16 protein-coding genes are annotated in these 14,150 nt (G+C 69.5%); 9 read left to right on the forward strand and 7 right to left on the reverse strand.

Annotated elements, in window-relative coordinates:
• Positions 1-3 precede the first annotated feature (3 nt).
• Positions 4-2,100 (forward strand): penicillin-binding protein 1C, encoded by a 2,097-nt coding sequence (gene pbpC / locus ASG62_RS18755; RefSeq protein ID WP_056697112.1) that lies wholly within the window; start codon positions 4-6, stop codon positions 2,098-2,100.
• Between the two features lie 89 nt (positions 2,101-2,189).
• Here the strand turns inward: pbpC and ASG62_RS18760 are convergent, their stop codons facing one another.
• Entirely contained in the window at positions 2,190-2,615 is a 426-nt protein-coding gene (locus ASG62_RS18760; protein ID WP_056697113.1) for a hypothetical protein, read from the reverse strand.
• Positions 2,616-2,932: 317 nt separating this feature from the next.
• Between ASG62_RS18760 and ASG62_RS18765 the strand changes: the two genes are divergently transcribed.
• Both ASG62_RS18765 and ASG62_RS18770 read left to right on the forward strand, forming a co-directional pair.
• Positions 2,933-3,268 (forward strand): helix-turn-helix domain-containing protein, encoded by a 336-nt coding sequence (locus tag ASG62_RS18765; protein WP_162246032.1) that lies wholly within the window; start codon positions 2,933-2,935, stop codon positions 3,266-3,268.
• The gene (locus ASG62_RS18770) at positions 3,265-3,759 is read left to right on the forward strand and encodes a DUF6456 domain-containing protein (RefSeq protein WP_056697116.1); all 495 of its coding nucleotides are present in this window, start codon (positions 3,265-3,267) and stop codon (positions 3,757-3,759) included. Before ASG62_RS18765 ends, ASG62_RS18770 begins: the two co-directional genes overlap by 4 nt.
• Before the next feature lie 10 nt (positions 3,760-3,769).
• Here ASG62_RS18770 and ASG62_RS18775 read toward each other — a convergent pair whose 3' ends face one another.
• Positions 3,770-4,195 (reverse strand): SufE family protein, encoded by a 426-nt coding sequence (locus tag ASG62_RS18775; protein WP_056697119.1) that lies wholly within the window; start codon positions 4,193-4,195, stop codon positions 3,770-3,772.
• Between the two features lie 110 nt (positions 4,196-4,305).
• Positions 4,306-4,782: a DUF5330 domain-containing protein gene (locus tag ASG62_RS18780; RefSeq protein WP_056697121.1), complete on the reverse strand. Its 477-nt coding sequence runs from the start codon at positions 4,780-4,782 to the stop codon at positions 4,306-4,308.
• A gap of 311 nt (positions 4,783-5,093) precedes the next feature.
• On the opposite strand from ASG62_RS18780, the gene ASG62_RS18785 reads away from it, so the two are divergent.
• From ASG62_RS18785 to ASG62_RS18795, 3 genes are read left to right on the forward strand one after another with little or no spacing between them, the layout of a single operon-like run.
• A complete protein-coding gene (locus ASG62_RS18785; protein ID WP_056697123.1) occupies positions 5,094-6,914 on the forward strand; it encodes a sensor histidine kinase in 1,821 nt (606 codons plus the stop codon).
• Between the two features lie 31 nt (positions 6,915-6,945).
• Complete coding sequence (locus ASG62_RS18790; protein ID WP_056697125.1) at positions 6,946-7,626, forward strand: peptidoglycan-binding protein; 681 nt, start codon at positions 6,946-6,948, stop codon at positions 7,624-7,626.
• A gap of 31 nt (positions 7,627-7,657) precedes the next feature.
• Entirely contained in the window at positions 7,658-7,990 is a 333-nt protein-coding gene (locus ASG62_RS18795) for a DUF1491 family protein (RefSeq protein ID WP_056697127.1), read from the forward strand.
• A gap of 114 nt (positions 7,991-8,104) precedes the next feature.
• On the opposite strand, the gene ASG62_RS18800 is transcribed toward ASG62_RS18795, so the two are convergent.
• Positions 8,105-9,151, reverse strand: a complete 1,047-nt coding sequence (locus ASG62_RS18800; RefSeq protein WP_056697129.1) for a DUF2336 domain-containing protein — start codon at positions 9,149-9,151, stop codon at positions 8,105-8,107.
• Positions 9,152-9,308: 157 nt separating this feature from the next.
• Here ASG62_RS18800 and ASG62_RS26715 point away from each other — a divergent pair, with 157 nt between their 5' ends.
• Entirely contained in the window at positions 9,309-9,485 is a 177-nt protein-coding gene (locus ASG62_RS26715; RefSeq protein ID WP_156382247.1) for a hypothetical protein, read from the forward strand.
• Between the two features lie 7 nt (positions 9,486-9,492).
• Here the strand turns inward: ASG62_RS26715 and ASG62_RS18805 are convergent, their stop codons facing one another.
• From ASG62_RS18805 to ASG62_RS18815, 3 genes are all read right to left on the reverse strand, one after another.
• Positions 9,493-10,110 (reverse strand): hypothetical protein, encoded by a 618-nt coding sequence (locus tag ASG62_RS18805; RefSeq protein ID WP_056697131.1) that lies wholly within the window; start codon positions 10,108-10,110, stop codon positions 9,493-9,495.
• Entirely contained in the window at positions 10,103-10,687 is a 585-nt protein-coding gene (locus ASG62_RS18810; RefSeq protein ID WP_056697133.1) for a DUF1214 domain-containing protein, read from the reverse strand. Before ASG62_RS18810 ends, ASG62_RS18805 begins: the two co-directional genes overlap by 8 nt.
• 119 nt (positions 10,688-10,806) lie before the next feature.
• Complete coding sequence (locus tag ASG62_RS18815; protein ID WP_056697386.1) at positions 10,807-12,960, reverse strand: transglycosylase domain-containing protein; 2,154 nt, start codon at positions 12,958-12,960, stop codon at positions 10,807-10,809.
• Between the two features lie 148 nt (positions 12,961-13,108).
• Between ASG62_RS18815 and ASG62_RS18820 the strand changes: the two genes are divergently transcribed.
• Both ASG62_RS18820 and ASG62_RS18825 read left to right on the forward strand, forming a co-directional pair.
• Positions 13,109-13,606, forward strand: a complete 498-nt coding sequence (locus ASG62_RS18820; RefSeq protein ID WP_056697388.1) for a YcgN family cysteine cluster protein — start codon at positions 13,109-13,111, stop codon at positions 13,604-13,606.
• 119 nt (positions 13,607-13,725) lie between these two features.
• A complete protein-coding gene (locus ASG62_RS18825; protein WP_056697135.1) occupies positions 13,726-14,133 on the forward strand; it encodes a hypothetical protein in 408 nt (135 codons plus the stop codon).
• Positions 14,134-14,150 lie beyond the last annotated feature (17 nt).

The raw sequence follows: 14,150 nt of genomic DNA on the forward strand, positions 1-14,150 counted from the left end.
GCGATGACTGGGGCGACGGTCCTGCGGGGGCGGTTCGGGCGCTGGATGCTCGGCGGCGCTTGTCTCGTCGCCCTGTCGCTGGGCGCGGCGGTGGCCGGCTGGGAGGCGTTGGACCGGGCGGTGGAGGCGCGCGTGTCGCGGCTCGCCGAGCCTTCGACAGGCCTGATCGTGGAGGACCGAGACGGGGCGATGCTGCGGGCCTTCGCCAATTCCGATGGACGCTGGCGGCTGGACGTCGCGCCGGGCGATGTCGATCCGCGCTTCGTGGCGATGCTGACGGCCTGGGAGGACAAGCGGTTTCGCGAACATGGCGGGATCGACGGATGGGCCGTCGCCCGGGCCGCGTGGCAGTCGGTGCGGCATGTGCGGATCGTCTCGGGCGGCTCGACGCTGACCATGCAGGTGGCGCGCATGCTGGACGGCCTGCCGACGGGAAGCGCGCTGGCGAAGGGCGAGCAGGTGCTGGGCGCCCTGGCGCTGGAGCGGGCGCGCACGAAGGACGAGATCCTTGGCCTCTATCTGAAGCTCGCGCCCTATGGCGGGAACATCGAGGGCATCCGCGCGGCGACGCTCGCCTGGTTCGGCAAGGAGCCGAGACGACTGACGGTCGCGGAGGCGGCGCTGCTCGTCGCGCTGCCTCAGTCGCCGGAGCGCTATCGGCCGGATCTCCACCCCGAGCGGGCGAAGCGGGCGCGGGACCGGGTGATCGACCGCATGGAGGCGCTGGGGCTTCTCGCGTCGGCGGAGGCGCGGCGCGGGCGGGCGGAGGCCATGCCGACCGGGCGACGGGAAATGCCGATCCTGGCCGCCCACGTCGCGGAGCGGGAGCGGGCGGCGCATCCGGGCGCGGCGAAGGTGCGGCTGACGATCGACAAGGCGCTGCAGGAAAGGTTGGAGGCCTATGCCAGGGCGCGGGCAGCCGCGATGCAGAAGCCGCTGAGCCTCGCCCTCCTGGTGAGCGACCATCAGAGCGGGGAGGTGCTGGCCTCCGTCGGCTCGCCCGACCTCTTCGATACGGCGCGCCAGGGGCATGTGGACCTGACGCAGGCGCTGCGCTCGCCGGGCTCGACGCTGAAGCCGCTGATCTACGGGCTCGCCTTCGAGCGGGGCGTGGCGCATCCCGAAAGCCTGATCGACGATCGGCCGACGGCTTTCGCCGGCTATACGCCGCAGAACTTCGACCACGAGTTCGAGGGCGTGATCACGGCGCGGCGGGCGCTGCAGCTCTCGCGCAACCTGCCGGCCGTGGCGCTGCTCTCGGCGGTCGGTCCGTCGCGGCTGGTGCAGCGGATGAAGCGGGCGGGCGCCCATCCCGAACTCGGCAGCCGGACCATTCCGGGCCTTGCGATCGGGCTAGGCGGGCTCGGGCTCTCGCTGGAGGACCTCGTCGCGATCTATGGCGGCATCGCGAATGGCGGGATCGCCAAGCGCCTGCGCCTGGAGGCGGACGGCGAGATCGGGGGAGCGGCGGCGGCCCGCATTCTGTCCGAACAGGCCGCGTGGTACGTGACCTCGATTCTCGCGGGCGCGCCGAACACGGCGAAGGGCTCGCCGGGGACGATCGCGCACAAGACGGGGACATCTTTCGGTTATCGTGATGCGTGGTCGATCGGCTATGACGGCCGGCATGTCGTCGGCGTGTGGCTCGGCCGCCCGGACGGCGCGCCGGTGGCGGGGCTCGTGGGGCAGGATGCGGCCGTGCCTGTCATGCGCGACGTTTTCGCCAGGATCGGGCCGCCCGCGCGGCTGCCGGGCCCGCCGGCCGGGATTCTGGCCGCCGCCGGCAAGGCCCTGCCGCCGCCCATGCGCATGGTGGGGCGGACGGGGCTCTCCGGCGCGACGCCGCTGCGGCCGGAGATCGTGTTTCCGCCGAACGCGGCTCGCATCGAGACCGGGCTCGGGGAGGGCGGGACGGCCGGACTGTCGCTGAAGGTGCGAAACGGACAGCCGCCCTTCACATGGTATGTCGACGGCGCGCCCGTGGTGCGGGCGCTGTTCGACCGGCAGGCCTCCTGGGCGCCGCGCGAGCCCGGCTTCGTAGACATTTCGGTGATCGATGCCACGGGCGCGGCCGCAAGTTCGCGGGTGTTCGTGGAGTAGAGCGGTCATGCGCGCCGCGGCCGGTGGGAGTGGGGGGCGTGCCCCGATGGAGCGCTTGGCGGGTGATGGCCGATTCCGATCCGCTTCGTTCAGATCTCGCGACGGATCGGTTGCGCTAAGGTTCGCTGTCCTTTCCTGTCGCTACAGTGCCGGGATGGCGGGGACGGGGTTGGTGCGGGCTTCGGGGCCGCGTCGAGGGCCGTGAGGAGACGGCGGACGGCGATGTGGCGGTTGAGATCGTAGGCGGGGTGGCGGGCGCGGGCGAGGCGGGCAAGGCGCCGGCTTTCGATGCGCAGACGCATCAGCGCCGTATCGCGGACGGCGGCGGGGAGAGCGGCGCGGTCGGAGCCGGATGGATCAATCGCGTCGGCGGGAAGGCCGGCTCGGGCCAGAAGGGAGCGCATCTCAAGGCTGGAGAGGTCGGCGTGTTCGGCCGTCCTCAACGTTTCGCCATAGCGCCGCGCGGCACATTGGAGGGCGGCGCCGAGGCGATGGATGGCCGATTTCTTCGACATGGAATTCTCCTTGGGGGAGGAGAATTTGGACCAGCTTGCAGTTGACGAGGAAAAAGAGCCTATCAACGGGGTGTGGGATCGGCTTGTTCGTCAGCGTTGGCTGGCCGTTCAACAGCTTTTCCACACTTCGGTTAAAGGAAAGATTTCCTATATCTGGCTGGGTCCGCTAAATCTGGGTTGTCCCGCGTTTTTGAGGAGCCCTTGTAATGTCGAGAACCCTGTCACCCAGCGAGCGCATGCCGGAGAGGCCCTCTCTGTTTGCGGGACGCGGTGGCCCCGCCTTCGAGATGCCCGATCGCAGAACCGAGGCGCCGGCCATGCCGATCGCCCTAGCGGCGGCGCGATGCCGGCTGGCGCGGGAGATCGCGAGCGCGGTGCTCTGCGTGCCGGTCGAGGAGATCGCGCGGCCGAACCGGTCCGCGGCGGAGACCTGCAAGGCGCGCCATCTCGCGATCTATCTCGCCCATGTCGTGTTCCAGGTCTCGCTCGGCGCGATCGCCGTGCATTTCGGACGCGACCGGACAAGCGTCGCTCATGCGGTGCGGCGGATCGAGGATGGGCGCGACCTGCCGGCCTTCGAACTGCTGGTCGCGCGGCTCGAACGTTTGGCGGGCGCCTGTCTCGATCTCTCCGCCGAAGAGCCGACCGCATGAGCGGGCCGGGCTTCAATGCCGAGGAGTCACCGCTGGCGCGGCTGGCGCAGCGCCGGGGCAAGGGGGGAGAGCCGTTTCTCGCCGAGGCGGAGGCGATCGCGGGCGAGCGGCTGCGCGCGGACTTCACGCGGGCGGGGCTGACGCCGGCCGTCACCCAGCGCTGGGAGGAGACGACGCGCGGCGGCGGCTCGCGCGGCGGCGGGCGCGACTTCTCCGACATGGCGATCGACGCGAAATCGCGGATCGACGCGGCGATGACGGCCGTGGGGCCGGAACTGTCCGGCATTCTCCTCGACGTCTGCTGCTTCCTGAAGGGGCTGGAGACCGTGGAGCGGGAGCGGCAGTGGCCGGCGCGCTCGGCCAAACTCCTCCTGAAGGCGGGGCTCGGTGCGCTCGCGCGGCATTACGGGCTTGTCGGAACTGCCTCGGCCGGTCGGGGCGGGATCAGGCGCTGGGGAGCGGAGGACTATCGGCCGAAACTGAGCGGTTAGCCCGTTTCGGTCAGGCGGGGGCTTGAACCTTCGCGGCGTCCTCGCGGATGCGGGCGACCATGGAGCGCAGGCCGTTGGAGCGCTGCGGGGTCAGATGCTCGCGAAGGCCGAGGTCGTCGAACGTCGCCTCCGCGTCGATCAACAGGATCTCGCCGGGCGTCCGGCCGGAATAGAGGGCGATGGCGATGGCCACGAGCCCCTTGACGATATGGGCGTCGGAGTCGCCCTGAAAGCGGATGCGGGGCGGGCAGCCCGGCTCGATCTCGCTCGTCAGCCAGACCTGGCTGACGCAGCCTCGGACCTTCGTCTCGTCGGTCTGCGTGCCGTCCGGCATGGGGGGAAGCTGGCGGCCGAGTTCGATGACATAGCGATAGCGCTCCTCCCAATCGTCGTCGAGAAGCTCGAAATCGGCCTTGATGTCGTCGATCGTCTGCATCGGGCGGTCCGTCCGTCGGCAGCTTCCTCAAGCCGCGCTCGGACGGGATATAGGCAATGGGGGAGAGCTTGTCAGCGGCGCGCGGCGCGTCTTGCGCGATGAGCTCTGCGTCAGACGCGAGGCGCGGGCGTCGGGACGGCGGCGGGAGCGGAGCGGGCGGGCTCGGCTTCGACGGCCGCGGCGCCGCGCTTGGGAGCGATGTAGGCGCGCGGAAGCACTGGCGCTGCCTCGTGGGCGGAAACGCCACCGGTCATGAGCGGATCGGGGGAGGCTTCCGGGCCGGTCTTGTGGGGAAGCGGGGCGGCATCGACATCCGTCGCGGCGGCGCGGCGCGTATCGACGAAGTCGTAGGCGATGGCGACGCCGTCCGCGATGCGCTCGCCGGCGAAGAGGGCGACCTCGCGGCCAGTGTCGCAGGCGCGAGGCGCGCGGTCGCAGAAGCCGCCGAGATCCTCGATCGCTTCCTGAGCCCCGGCGAAGGCGCCGAGCCAGGAAATTTCAGCGGTCGTCTCGCCCTTGTGCTCGCCGAAGGGGAGAAGGAACGCGACGAGGCCGAGCCAGAAGGCGCACTTCAGGATGAACCGCATGATCCCTCGCAAATCTCCTGGTCGGGGCCCCGAGAGGCCTCCGCCGAACCGGCGGGTGGCCGTGACACCCACCGTCGGCACCATCTGACATGCCTCGTGCCAAGGGCCGGTTCAATCGACCTAGGGCATTTGTCTAAAATTGTAGAGAACGCGCGTTCGGCCGGTGCCTCGTTGTCGATCGCCATGGTGAATGTCGGCTTATGCCTTCCTTAAAGCATCGGCGGCATGATCCTGCCAGACAAGGCGCCGCGAGCGAGACAGGGTCCGAACCGGATTTTCGCGCGTCCGAATGCAAATGATCTGGATCGTTGATGGCGCAAACGAGCGAGGCAGAGGGAGCGACGGCGCTCGCAGCAGCGCTGACCGCGCGATGCGAGGCGCTCGTCTCTCCCCTGGTGCGGACGGCATCGGAGCGGGCACGGCAGGCGCGTGTGCTCGGCGGGCTTCTGGCCGCGGCGCTCGCCATCATGCTCGCCGCGCCGCTGCTCTGGGCCGCCGAATCCTCCGTGCAACTCGCGGCGGGGCCGCTGATCGCGTCCGGCCTGATCCTCGGCGTCGCCGCCGCCCTTTCCGCGACGGGCCGGCTTGATGCCGTCATCCTCTTCGGTGCCGCGGCGATCGCCGGTGCCATCGCGCTGGTCGCCGTCGGCACCGACGGGCTGTCCTCCATCTGCCTGATCCTTCTCGCCTTCGTGCCGGCGGGCGCCCTGTCGCTCGGCCGCAGGATGCTGGCAGGTCTCTCCGGCGCCTTCGGTTTCCTGGCTTTCGGCGGCGTCGCCTTCGCGGACTGGGCGGGCGTCGGCCGGCCGCTGGCGGAGCTTTCCGGCGCCGCCGACCTCGTGACGGTCGCGTCCGCCATCGCCTACGGCTCGTGGCTTGCCCGGCGCGCGATGAGGGCGCGCAAGGCGTCGCTCGATCTGCGCATGCGCGACGCTGCCGAAGAGGCGCTGGCCGATGCGGCGCTGGAGGAGGCAGTTCTTCGCTTCTCCAACGAGGGCGCGCTGCTTTCCGCCTCGCCGGTGGCAAGCTCCCTCTTTGCGGGATCGGCGCCGATGACGGCATCGCGGATCGTCCAGGCGATCCACGTCACCGACCGCGTGCGCTATCTCCAGGCCTTCGCCGACATTCGGAACGGGGCGGACCGGCTGGTCGTCAGGGTTCGGACGGCGAGCGGCGAGGGACGCTTCGCCGATGTCGAGTTCGACCTGCGCGCCCATCGGGGCGTGGGACGCAAACTCGTTTCCGTGGTCGCGGTCGCGCGGCCGGCACCGCCTTCGGCTGATGTGCTGGAGACGCTGGAGCGCGCGCTGGAGGCGGAGCGGGAAAGCTCGCTGGCCAAGAGCCGGTTTCTGGCGACCGTCAGCCACGAGCTGCGCACGCCGCTGAATGCGATCATCGGCTTCTCCGACGTGCTCGACCAGGAGTTCTTCGGCGGCTTCGAGGACCCAAGGCAGAAGGAATATGTCGGCCACATCCGCCAGTCGGGCGAGCATCTGCTCGGCATCGTCAACGGGCTTCTCGACGTCTCCAAGATCGAGGCGGGGCGCTACGATCTTTCGGTGGAAAGCGTCGGCGTCGAGGAGCTTTGCCGCTGTGCCCGCGATACGATGGCCGGGGAGATCGCGAGGAAGGGGCTCGGCTTCGAACTCGCGATCGAGCCCTCCATCGGCCGGCTTCAGGCCGACCGGCGGGCCTGCCACCAGATGCTGCTCAACCTTCTGTCGAACGCGCTGAAGTTCACCGATGCCGGCAGCGTGACGTTGACGGCGCGGCGCGAAGGGCGGACGATCGAACTCGCCGTCCGCGATACGGGCATCGGGATCGCGGCCGCCGATCTGCCGCGTCTCGGCCAGCCCTTCGTGCAGCTGTCGAGCGGAACGACGCGGCGCTACCAGGGGACCGGGCTCGGCCTTTCGCTCGTCAAGGGCTTGGCCGAACTCCATTCCGGCCGCATGGTCATCGAAAGCCAACCGGGGGCGGGCACGACCGTCCGCGTCTTCCTGCCGCTCGACGGGCCCGCCCGAATCGAGCATCCATCGAACCCAACGACAACGGTCCTAGCGCTCGCCCATGCCCGCAAGAAGCACAGCCACACCACGCCAGACGACGACCAGGCGCGCCGCACGGCCTAGCGCCGGACGGCGCCTGGGCGCGCTGGGTCTCGTGGCGATCGGGAAGCTCGGCGCGCCCATCGCGGGGCGGCCCGTGCTCTCGCTCGGGATCGCGGCGGGCGGCATCGTCTTCGCGCTGATCGCGTCGAACGCGCTCTACGGCCAGCACGGGCGGCATCCGCGCCCGATCATGGCGACGCGCGGACCGGTCGCGGAGGGCGTCGAGGTCGCCGACCTGTCCGGCAACGAGACGGGGTTGATGCCCGTGCCGCTCGTGCTCGAAGTGCAGACGGCGCTGAACGAGACCGGCCATTACCAAGCCGGGCTCGACGGCAAGCCGGGCGCGGCGACGACGGCGGCGATCAAGTCCTTCCAGAGCGAATGGGGCCTGCCGGTGGACGGGCAGCCGACGCCCCGCCTGCTGCAGGCCATCCGCAAGGCGGCGACGAAGGCTCAGGAGCCGGTGCGCGTCGCAAGCGGCGGCCCCGTCGGCGCCGAGGTCCAGGACGACCGGACGGGGTCGGTGCCGTCGATCCCGAAGGCCGATCTCGTCAAGCGCATCCAGAGCGGGCTGGCGGCGGCCGAAGTCGCCAAGCTGAAGCCGGACGGCGTGGCGGGCGAGCAGACGCGCGCGGCCATCCGCACCTTCGAGGCGCTGGAGGGGCTGGACGTGACGGGCGAGCCGAACGAGCGCATCCTAAAACGGCTGATCGAGATCGGCGCGCTGCATTGAGGCCGCTTGTATCGGCGAAGGAGCGCGGCCGATGCGGGTGACGAGCGACTTCTTCGCCTCCTCGCTGGTGCGGCGGGTCTTCGGCGACGGCGGGTTTGCCGCCGTGGAGCGGCGCGGCGCGGAAGCGGCGGGGGCGATCTTCGTGATCGTGCGCCATCGCGACGGGACGCTCGACCTCTACGGCCCGGCGTCGCAGACGCATTCCGCCGAGGATGGCGGCCGGCGCTTCATGCGCGAGGCTCTCGCCGACGAGGCGGCTCTGGAGGCGCGGTTCCAGCGGGAGGCGCGGTTCGATCCCGACTTCTGGGTGGTCGAGATCGAGACAGGGACGCCCGAGACCTATATCGAGATCGTCGAAGACTGAGGGGCCGGACTGCCGGTTCTTTGAGGTCGTGAAGTGGGTTGCCGGCGGGCGCGGCTTGGCCCGCCGTTTCGGTGCGACCGGAGCGATGGCGCCTCGGCCGGGGTTCTTCAGCCGTCAGCCGTTTCGCGACTGCTGGTCGTTGCGTCGGACTTCCGGGCGCTCCGTGCGGCGGCCGAAGGCGGCGCGGGGGGCGGGGCGGTTCAGGCGCTCGATATCGTCAAAGATCGGCTCGAGCTTGGGTGCCTCGACCTGCCGGCGCAGGCCGAGCAGCGCGGCGCAATCGTCGCGCTTCAGGCAGCGATAGTAGCGCGTCATGACGTCGAAGGCGGGGACATCCAGCCCGATCTTCGGCTTCAGCATCATCATGACGGTCATCGCATCGGCGTCGCGCATGCCGATCGCCTTGAGGGCGACGGCGAGACGCTCGCCGCTTTCGTCGTCCGCCACGAGCGCCAGCGTGGCTTCGTCGAGATGGGCGATGGAGGCGAGGGCGGCGAGGGTCGCGGCGGTGTCGCCCTCGACGGCTGCCTCGACGAGGTCGGCGGGCCTGAGCGCGCGGGCGACCGGCGCGCGGCCGGGCTGGACCATGCGGCGAAGCGCTTCGCGGACGGCCTCGGCGGCCATGCCGGGCCGATAGGCCGGCTTTTCCTCGGCCTTGGGCTGGATGGGCGCTTCGACCTCGGCCGTGGGGACCCTTGGAGCGGGGGTGGGCGACGGGACAGGCTCCGACGTTTCAGCGCGCGCCGGTTCGGCGGGGGGAGCCTCGACATCGGCAGGCGCGGCGGCGTCGTTTCCGCGGGCGAGGCGGCGCAGGCGGCTGTCGCGGCTTTCGGAGAGATGGCGGCGGTCCGTCTCGGTGAGGACGGGGCTCGACAGAAGGAAGGGCGCGGCGATCTCGATGGGCTCGGCGAGCAGCTTCTCGACGATGCCGCGCGGGACATTGGCCGAATGACAGAGCGATGCGCCGAGGGCGCGCCGTGTCTCCGGCTTCAGCCGGTCCCAGACGGGCAGGACGAGATCGGCGAATTCGCGGGCCTTGGCCTCGCTCGGATGGCGCACGGCCCCATAGGACGCGACGGCGGCCGCCACGATCGTATCGAATTCGGCCAGACCGCCGGCCTTCTCGAGGCTGCGGAAAATCCGGGGATTGGCTTCCTTCATGTCTCTGCGGCCACCAGTCGTTTCACCGACCGCAAGGATTAGACAAGAAAGATTAGCAAGCTGTTAACCTTGTGCCGCTTTTCTAGCTACGGGAAAGGTCGATGGGCCAAGGTCGGCTTTCCGAACGAACCCGTTTCTCGATCAAGGTTCCTCTCGAATGGCATTGCTCCTGAGCCTTCCGGCGCGCACGCCGTCGGCAAACCGGACGGCACGCGCCGCGACCGGGCCCGCCGAAATCGTCATCCTGCCCTGCATCCGCCGCGAGCGCATCGACATCGAGCCGGCGGATTTCGCCACCCGTGCCGTCGAGTTGCCGACCCAGCGGCAGGCCTGAGAAAGTCTCAGCCTGCCCGATGGCCGAGCGCCGACGAGGTTGCTCCGCCGGCGGGCTCGCAGACGACCTGTCGCAGAAACGCGTCCGCGAGGGGCCTTGCGCTTTCCTCGTCCACCAGCACGCGCAGCGTGATGTAGCCCTCCACCGCCGGGATCTCGACGGGGATCGCCGTGTCCTCCCGTTCGGCGGGAAGCGACTGGGCGGCCACGATCTGTTCGTGCGTGCCGATCAGGAGGTCGAAGCGGCCGTCGACGGCCGAGCGATCGTTGATCGAGTAGAGATTGTCGCCCTGGCGCGAGTAGATCGAGGCGGACCAGAAGCTGGTCTGGTCCCTCGCCGCGACGCGCACGAGCCCATCGGCCAGCGAGAAGCGGCAGCCGGCCGTGATGAAGGCAGGATCGACGAAGGCGAAGTCCTGGTCGCCGGCGCCGAGGTCGAGCGAGGCGGCGTCCGTGCCCTGGCGGCGGAGCGGATCGATGCGCACCATCCTGAAGGTCGGGCCGATGCGCGAGAGACGCCCCCATGCGTTGTTTTCCGCGACGCGCGGGATGGTGAAGACGACGGCGATGTGGACGACGAGGGCACCGACGAGGGCGATGGCGAGGCCGAGAAAGATCCTACCCAAGGTCGCACGCCTCCCGGACGAGGTTCGGCATTTCCAGATCGCCGAGGCCGCTCGATGAACTGGCGGGCGTGTCGTAGAGGGTCAACGTCAGGACGAAGGACCCCGAGCCTTGCACCGACAGCCAGTTTCCGGGCGCCGCGCGCGGGCCGACGGTCGCGGTGAAGCTGTTGTCTTCGGCGCGGATGATGTTGCGCGAGACGAGCCAGCCGGGACGGCCGGCGCCTGGCTGGACCACGCGGCCGTCGAGCCCGAAGGCGGCGAGTGTCCAGACGCGGGCCGGCGGCGTCTGGCCGGAGAGGCGATAGGAACAGTCGAGCCGAAGGGGCTGGCCCGTGGAGTCGCGGGAGGCGCGGAACTGGATGCCTTCGCCGATACCGAGCGTGAGATTGCCGATGCGGGCGAGACGGGCCTTCGAATAGGGATCGGCATCGACCGAACCCGCCGTCGGATTGGCCGACCAGGGGCCGACCGTCTCCGTGCCGAGATCGGCCGCCGCCTCCAGCGCGCGCTCGGCCGACCAGCCGCCGAGGCCGAGGGCCAGAGCGATCGTCGCCGCCAGGAGAAGAAGGAACCGCATAAGCCGCTATCGCTCGCAATCGGGGCGCTGATCCGCGCTCATTCCACGGCCTCGGACGCAAAGGCAAGGGGCCACGGGGCCGACGAACGCGAGGCGTCGGGCGGAGCGCGGCGCGGGTTCTATCGCTGGACGGCCTGGGGCGCCGTGCCGTCGCGGTTGGCCGCGAAGGTTTCCGGGCTGAGGGGCGGGGCGTCCGACAGGCGCTCGGCGAGATCGGCGAGGACCTTCTGGGCGCCGAGGGTGAGAGCGAGCGGTCGGACGGGGAGAGCGGCTTCGCCCTCCACGGCCTTGGCGACCTTGTCCTTCGGCGCATCCGGGAAGGGCTTTTCGAGATAGGGCAGGGGGCGAAGCTCAATGCCCTGGTGGGCCGCCTCCATGACGCGCTGCCACGTCATGGCGGGAAGCGAGCCGCCGGTCATCTTGTTGGTCGGGCGGTAGCTGTCGTTGCCGTACCAGACGGCGGCCGTGAAGTTGCCGGTGTAGCCGACGAACCAGGCGTCGCGGTAGCTCTGCGTCGTGCCGGTCTTGCCGGCCGCGCGCGTCATGGAGAGCTGCGCCTTGCGCGCCGTGCCGACCTCGGGAATGCGCACCATCATCTCGATCATCGACTTGGCGGCCTGCTCGGACAGGACGCGCTTGCGCGGCGGCATGTCGCGCGCGGCGTCCCAGAGGACATTGCCGTTGGTGTCGGTCAGTTGGAGGATCGCATGGCGATGGGATTCCAGGCCGCCGGCGGAGAAGACGGCATAGCCTGTCGCCTGATCGAGGACCGTCACCTCGTTCGTGCCGAGCGCGATCGTCTTGTCGCCGCGCAAGGGGGTCTCGACGCCCATGGCCTTGGCGAGCTCGGCGACCTTGCCGGGGCCGGCCTCCTGGCTGAGGCGCACGGCGACCGTGTTCAAGGATTTCGCCATCGCATCCTGGATCTGGATGCGGCCGGCGAAGGAATTGCCGTAGTTCTGCGGCATCCAGTTGCCGACGCGGATGGGGCCGTCGACGATGACGTCCGTCGGCTTGTGGCCCTTCTCCATGGCGGCCGCATAGACATAGGCCTTGAAAGACGAGCCCGGCTGGCGGAGCGCGCGGGTGGCGCGGTTGAACTGAGACAGGCCGTAGTCGCGCCCGCCGACCATGGCGCGCACGCCGCCATCGTCGTCGAGGACGACCATCGCGGCCTCCTCGACCTTATAGTTCTTGCCGTACTGGCGCAGGTGATACTCGACGGACTCGTCGGAGAGCTGCTGGATGCCGGAATCGAAGGTCGTGCGCGCGACGAAATTGCGATGCGGGATCTTCTCGGCGATGCGCTGGATCTCGTCGAAGGCGAAGTCGAGGAAATAGTCGGGCGAGATCGTGGTCGAGCGGTCGACTGCGGTCGCGGGCTGGCGGCGGGCGGCCACGACCTGGCCCTCCGTCATGAAGCCGGCCTGGACCATGTTGGATAGGACTTCGTTCGCGCGCGCTCGGGCCGCGGGCAGATTGATGTGCGGCGCGTATTTGGCCGGCGCCTTGAAGAGGCCGGCGAGCATGGCGGATTCCGCGAGGCTGATCTCGCGCACGTCCTTGTTGAAGTAGAACTTGGCGGCGCCCGCCGCGCCATGCGTGCCGCCGCCCATATAGGCGCGGTCGAGATACATGCCGAGGATCTGGCGCTTACTGAGATGCGCCTCCAGCCAGAGCGAGAGGAAGGCCTCGTTGATCTTGCGGTCGATCGTGCGCTCGTTGGTGAGGAAGACGTTCTTGGCGAGCTGCTGGGTGAGGGTCGAGCCGCCCTGGACGACGCCGCCGGCGCGGGCGTTCTCGGTGAGAGCGCGCACGAGGCCGAAGAAATCGATGCCGTAATGCTCGAAGAAGCGACGGTCCTCGGTGGCGAGGACCGCCTTGATGAACTGGTCCGGCATCTCGTCGATGGGCACTTCGTCCGCCCGCAGGACGCCGCGGCGGCCGATCTCGTTGCCGTGGCGATCGAGCATCTGGACGGAATAGTCGGTCTCCGGCGGCAGGCCGTCGGCGGTCAGACGCATGGCCGGCTGGGCGAGGAGCAGCATGGCGACGAAGCCGACGAGGCCGAGCGTCAGGGCCTCGCAGGACAACTCGACGAGAATTCGGTTGAAGCCGCGCGCCCGGAAGCGGCGCGACAGAATCGTGACGCTTTCCCAGGCCGAGGAGAAGCCATGGAAAAAACGCCAAAGGCTGCTATCGATCCAGGCGTCGACCTCGATCAGGCGCGAGGGCCTGCGCAGCTTCGGCTTGGGGCTCAGGGAATCACGCAAGTTCAAACCGTCGACGTTCGGCGGCCAAGCCGCGCTGCTGCGGTTCTGCCTACCACAAAGGACCCTACACCAAGATTAAGTGTAGGGACCCTGAGGCGACAACAAGGACGGACGTCAGGCTTGGGAATGATTTTGGCGCATGCGTGATATCGGCAACAAACCCTTCTGGAAGGACCGGCCGCTCGAGGCCTTCAGCCCAGAGGAATGGGAGAGCCTCTGCGACGGCTGCGGACGGTGCTGCCTGAACAAGCTGGAGGACTGGGACACCGGCGCCATCGCCTGGACCAACGTGCGCTGCCGCCTGCTCGACGACCATTCCTGCCGCTGCTCGGACTACGAGAACCGGCAGGCGAGCGTGCCGGACTGCATCGGCCTGACGGTTGAGGCGGTGCACAGCATCGGCTGGCTGCCGCCGACCTGCGGCTATCGGCTCGTGGCGGAGGGGCGCGATCTCTATTGGTGGCACCACCTCGTTTCCGGGGATCGGCAGACCGTGCACGAGGCCGGCATTTCGGTGCGCGGGCGGACGGTGAGCGAGGAGGGGATGGAGGTCGAGGATCTCGAACGGCATCTCGCGCGCTGGCCGGGCGAAGACCCGATGGCGAAAGGCACCACAAAGAGCGAAAAGAGGAAATTCCTCAAATAGGAAAATTGTCCTTGACTGCGTGACGGTGCTCGGGTAGGGTTCAGGCACAGTCAGAGATTTGCGGGCGGCGGGCTTCACGGGAAGCTTCGTCGCCCGCTTTGGTTTTTAGGGATAGCGGCATGGCGACGACGGCGGCGAGGACGAAGCGGCGGGCCCGTCGGCCCGATCCGCTGATGGCGGACCGGCTATTGGCGCTCTTCGGCTTCGAGCTTGCCGTGATCGAGCGCTCGGTGGAACCGCTGAAGGCGGAAGACGGCGAGATCCGCGACGTCGCGACGGGCGCGAAGGGGCGGATCGAGGCGCTCGGGCAGATGGTGCGCACGCTGGAGAAGCTGCTGGAGCTGAAGCAGCTGGAGGCGCTCGCGGCCGGCGGGACGGAGGCGCCCGATGCCGAGGCGGAGCGACTGGCGGCCGAGCTGATGCGGCGGCTGCGGGTGTTGGACCGGCGGCGGCGCGGGGGAGTCAAGGTCGTCGCGGCGGCTGATGGTGCCGAGGGCACGGCGGTTGCCGAAGGCGCTGCGGCTTGACGGATACGGAGCTCGAC

This window comes from Aureimonas sp. Leaf427 (assembly GCF_001425485.1).
Lineage (GTDB): Bacteria > Pseudomonadota > Alphaproteobacteria > Rhizobiales > Rhizobiaceae > Plantimonas.

Excerpts from the sequence above, each read along its gene's own strand:
- pbpC (WP_056697112.1), top strand. The coding sequence starts at position 4 with ATGACTGGGGCGACGGTCCTGCGGGGGCGGTTCGGGCGCTGGATGCTC.
- ASG62_RS18825 (WP_056697135.1), top strand. The coding sequence starts at position 13,726 with ATGGCGACGACGGCGGCGAGGACGAAGCGGCGGGCCCGTCGGCCCGAT.
- ASG62_RS18770 (WP_056697116.1), top strand. The coding sequence starts at position 3,265 with ATGAGCGGGCCGGGCTTCAATGCCGAGGAGTCACCGCTGGCGCGGCTG.
- ASG62_RS26715 (WP_156382247.1), top strand. The coding sequence starts at position 9,309 with ATGGCATTGCTCCTGAGCCTTCCGGCGCGCACGCCGTCGGCAAACCGG.
- ASG62_RS18795 (WP_056697127.1), top strand. The coding sequence starts at position 7,658 with ATGCGGGTGACGAGCGACTTCTTCGCCTCCTCGCTGGTGCGGCGGGTC.
- ASG62_RS18765 (WP_162246032.1), top strand. The coding sequence starts at position 2,933 with ATGCCGATCGCCCTAGCGGCGGCGCGATGCCGGCTGGCGCGGGAGATC.
- ASG62_RS18800 (WP_056697129.1), bottom strand. The coding sequence starts at position 9,151 with ATGAAGGAAGCCAATCCCCGGATTTTCCGCAGCCTCGAGAAGGCCGGC.
- ASG62_RS18780 (WP_056697121.1), bottom strand. The coding sequence starts at position 4,782 with ATGCGGTTCATCCTGAAGTGCGCCTTCTGGCTCGGCCTCGTCGCGTTC.
- ASG62_RS18810 (WP_056697133.1), bottom strand. The coding sequence starts at position 10,687 with ATGCGGTTCCTTCTTCTCCTGGCGGCGACGATCGCTCTGGCCCTCGGC.
- ASG62_RS18775 (WP_056697119.1), bottom strand. The coding sequence starts at position 4,195 with ATGCAGACGATCGACGACATCAAGGCCGATTTCGAGCTTCTCGACGAC.
- ASG62_RS18785 (WP_056697123.1), top strand. The coding sequence starts at position 5,094 with ATGGCGCAAACGAGCGAGGCAGAGGGAGCGACGGCGCTCGCAGCAGCG.
- ASG62_RS18760 (WP_056697113.1), bottom strand. The coding sequence starts at position 2,615 with ATGTCGAAGAAATCGGCCATCCATCGCCTCGGCGCCGCCCTCCAATGT.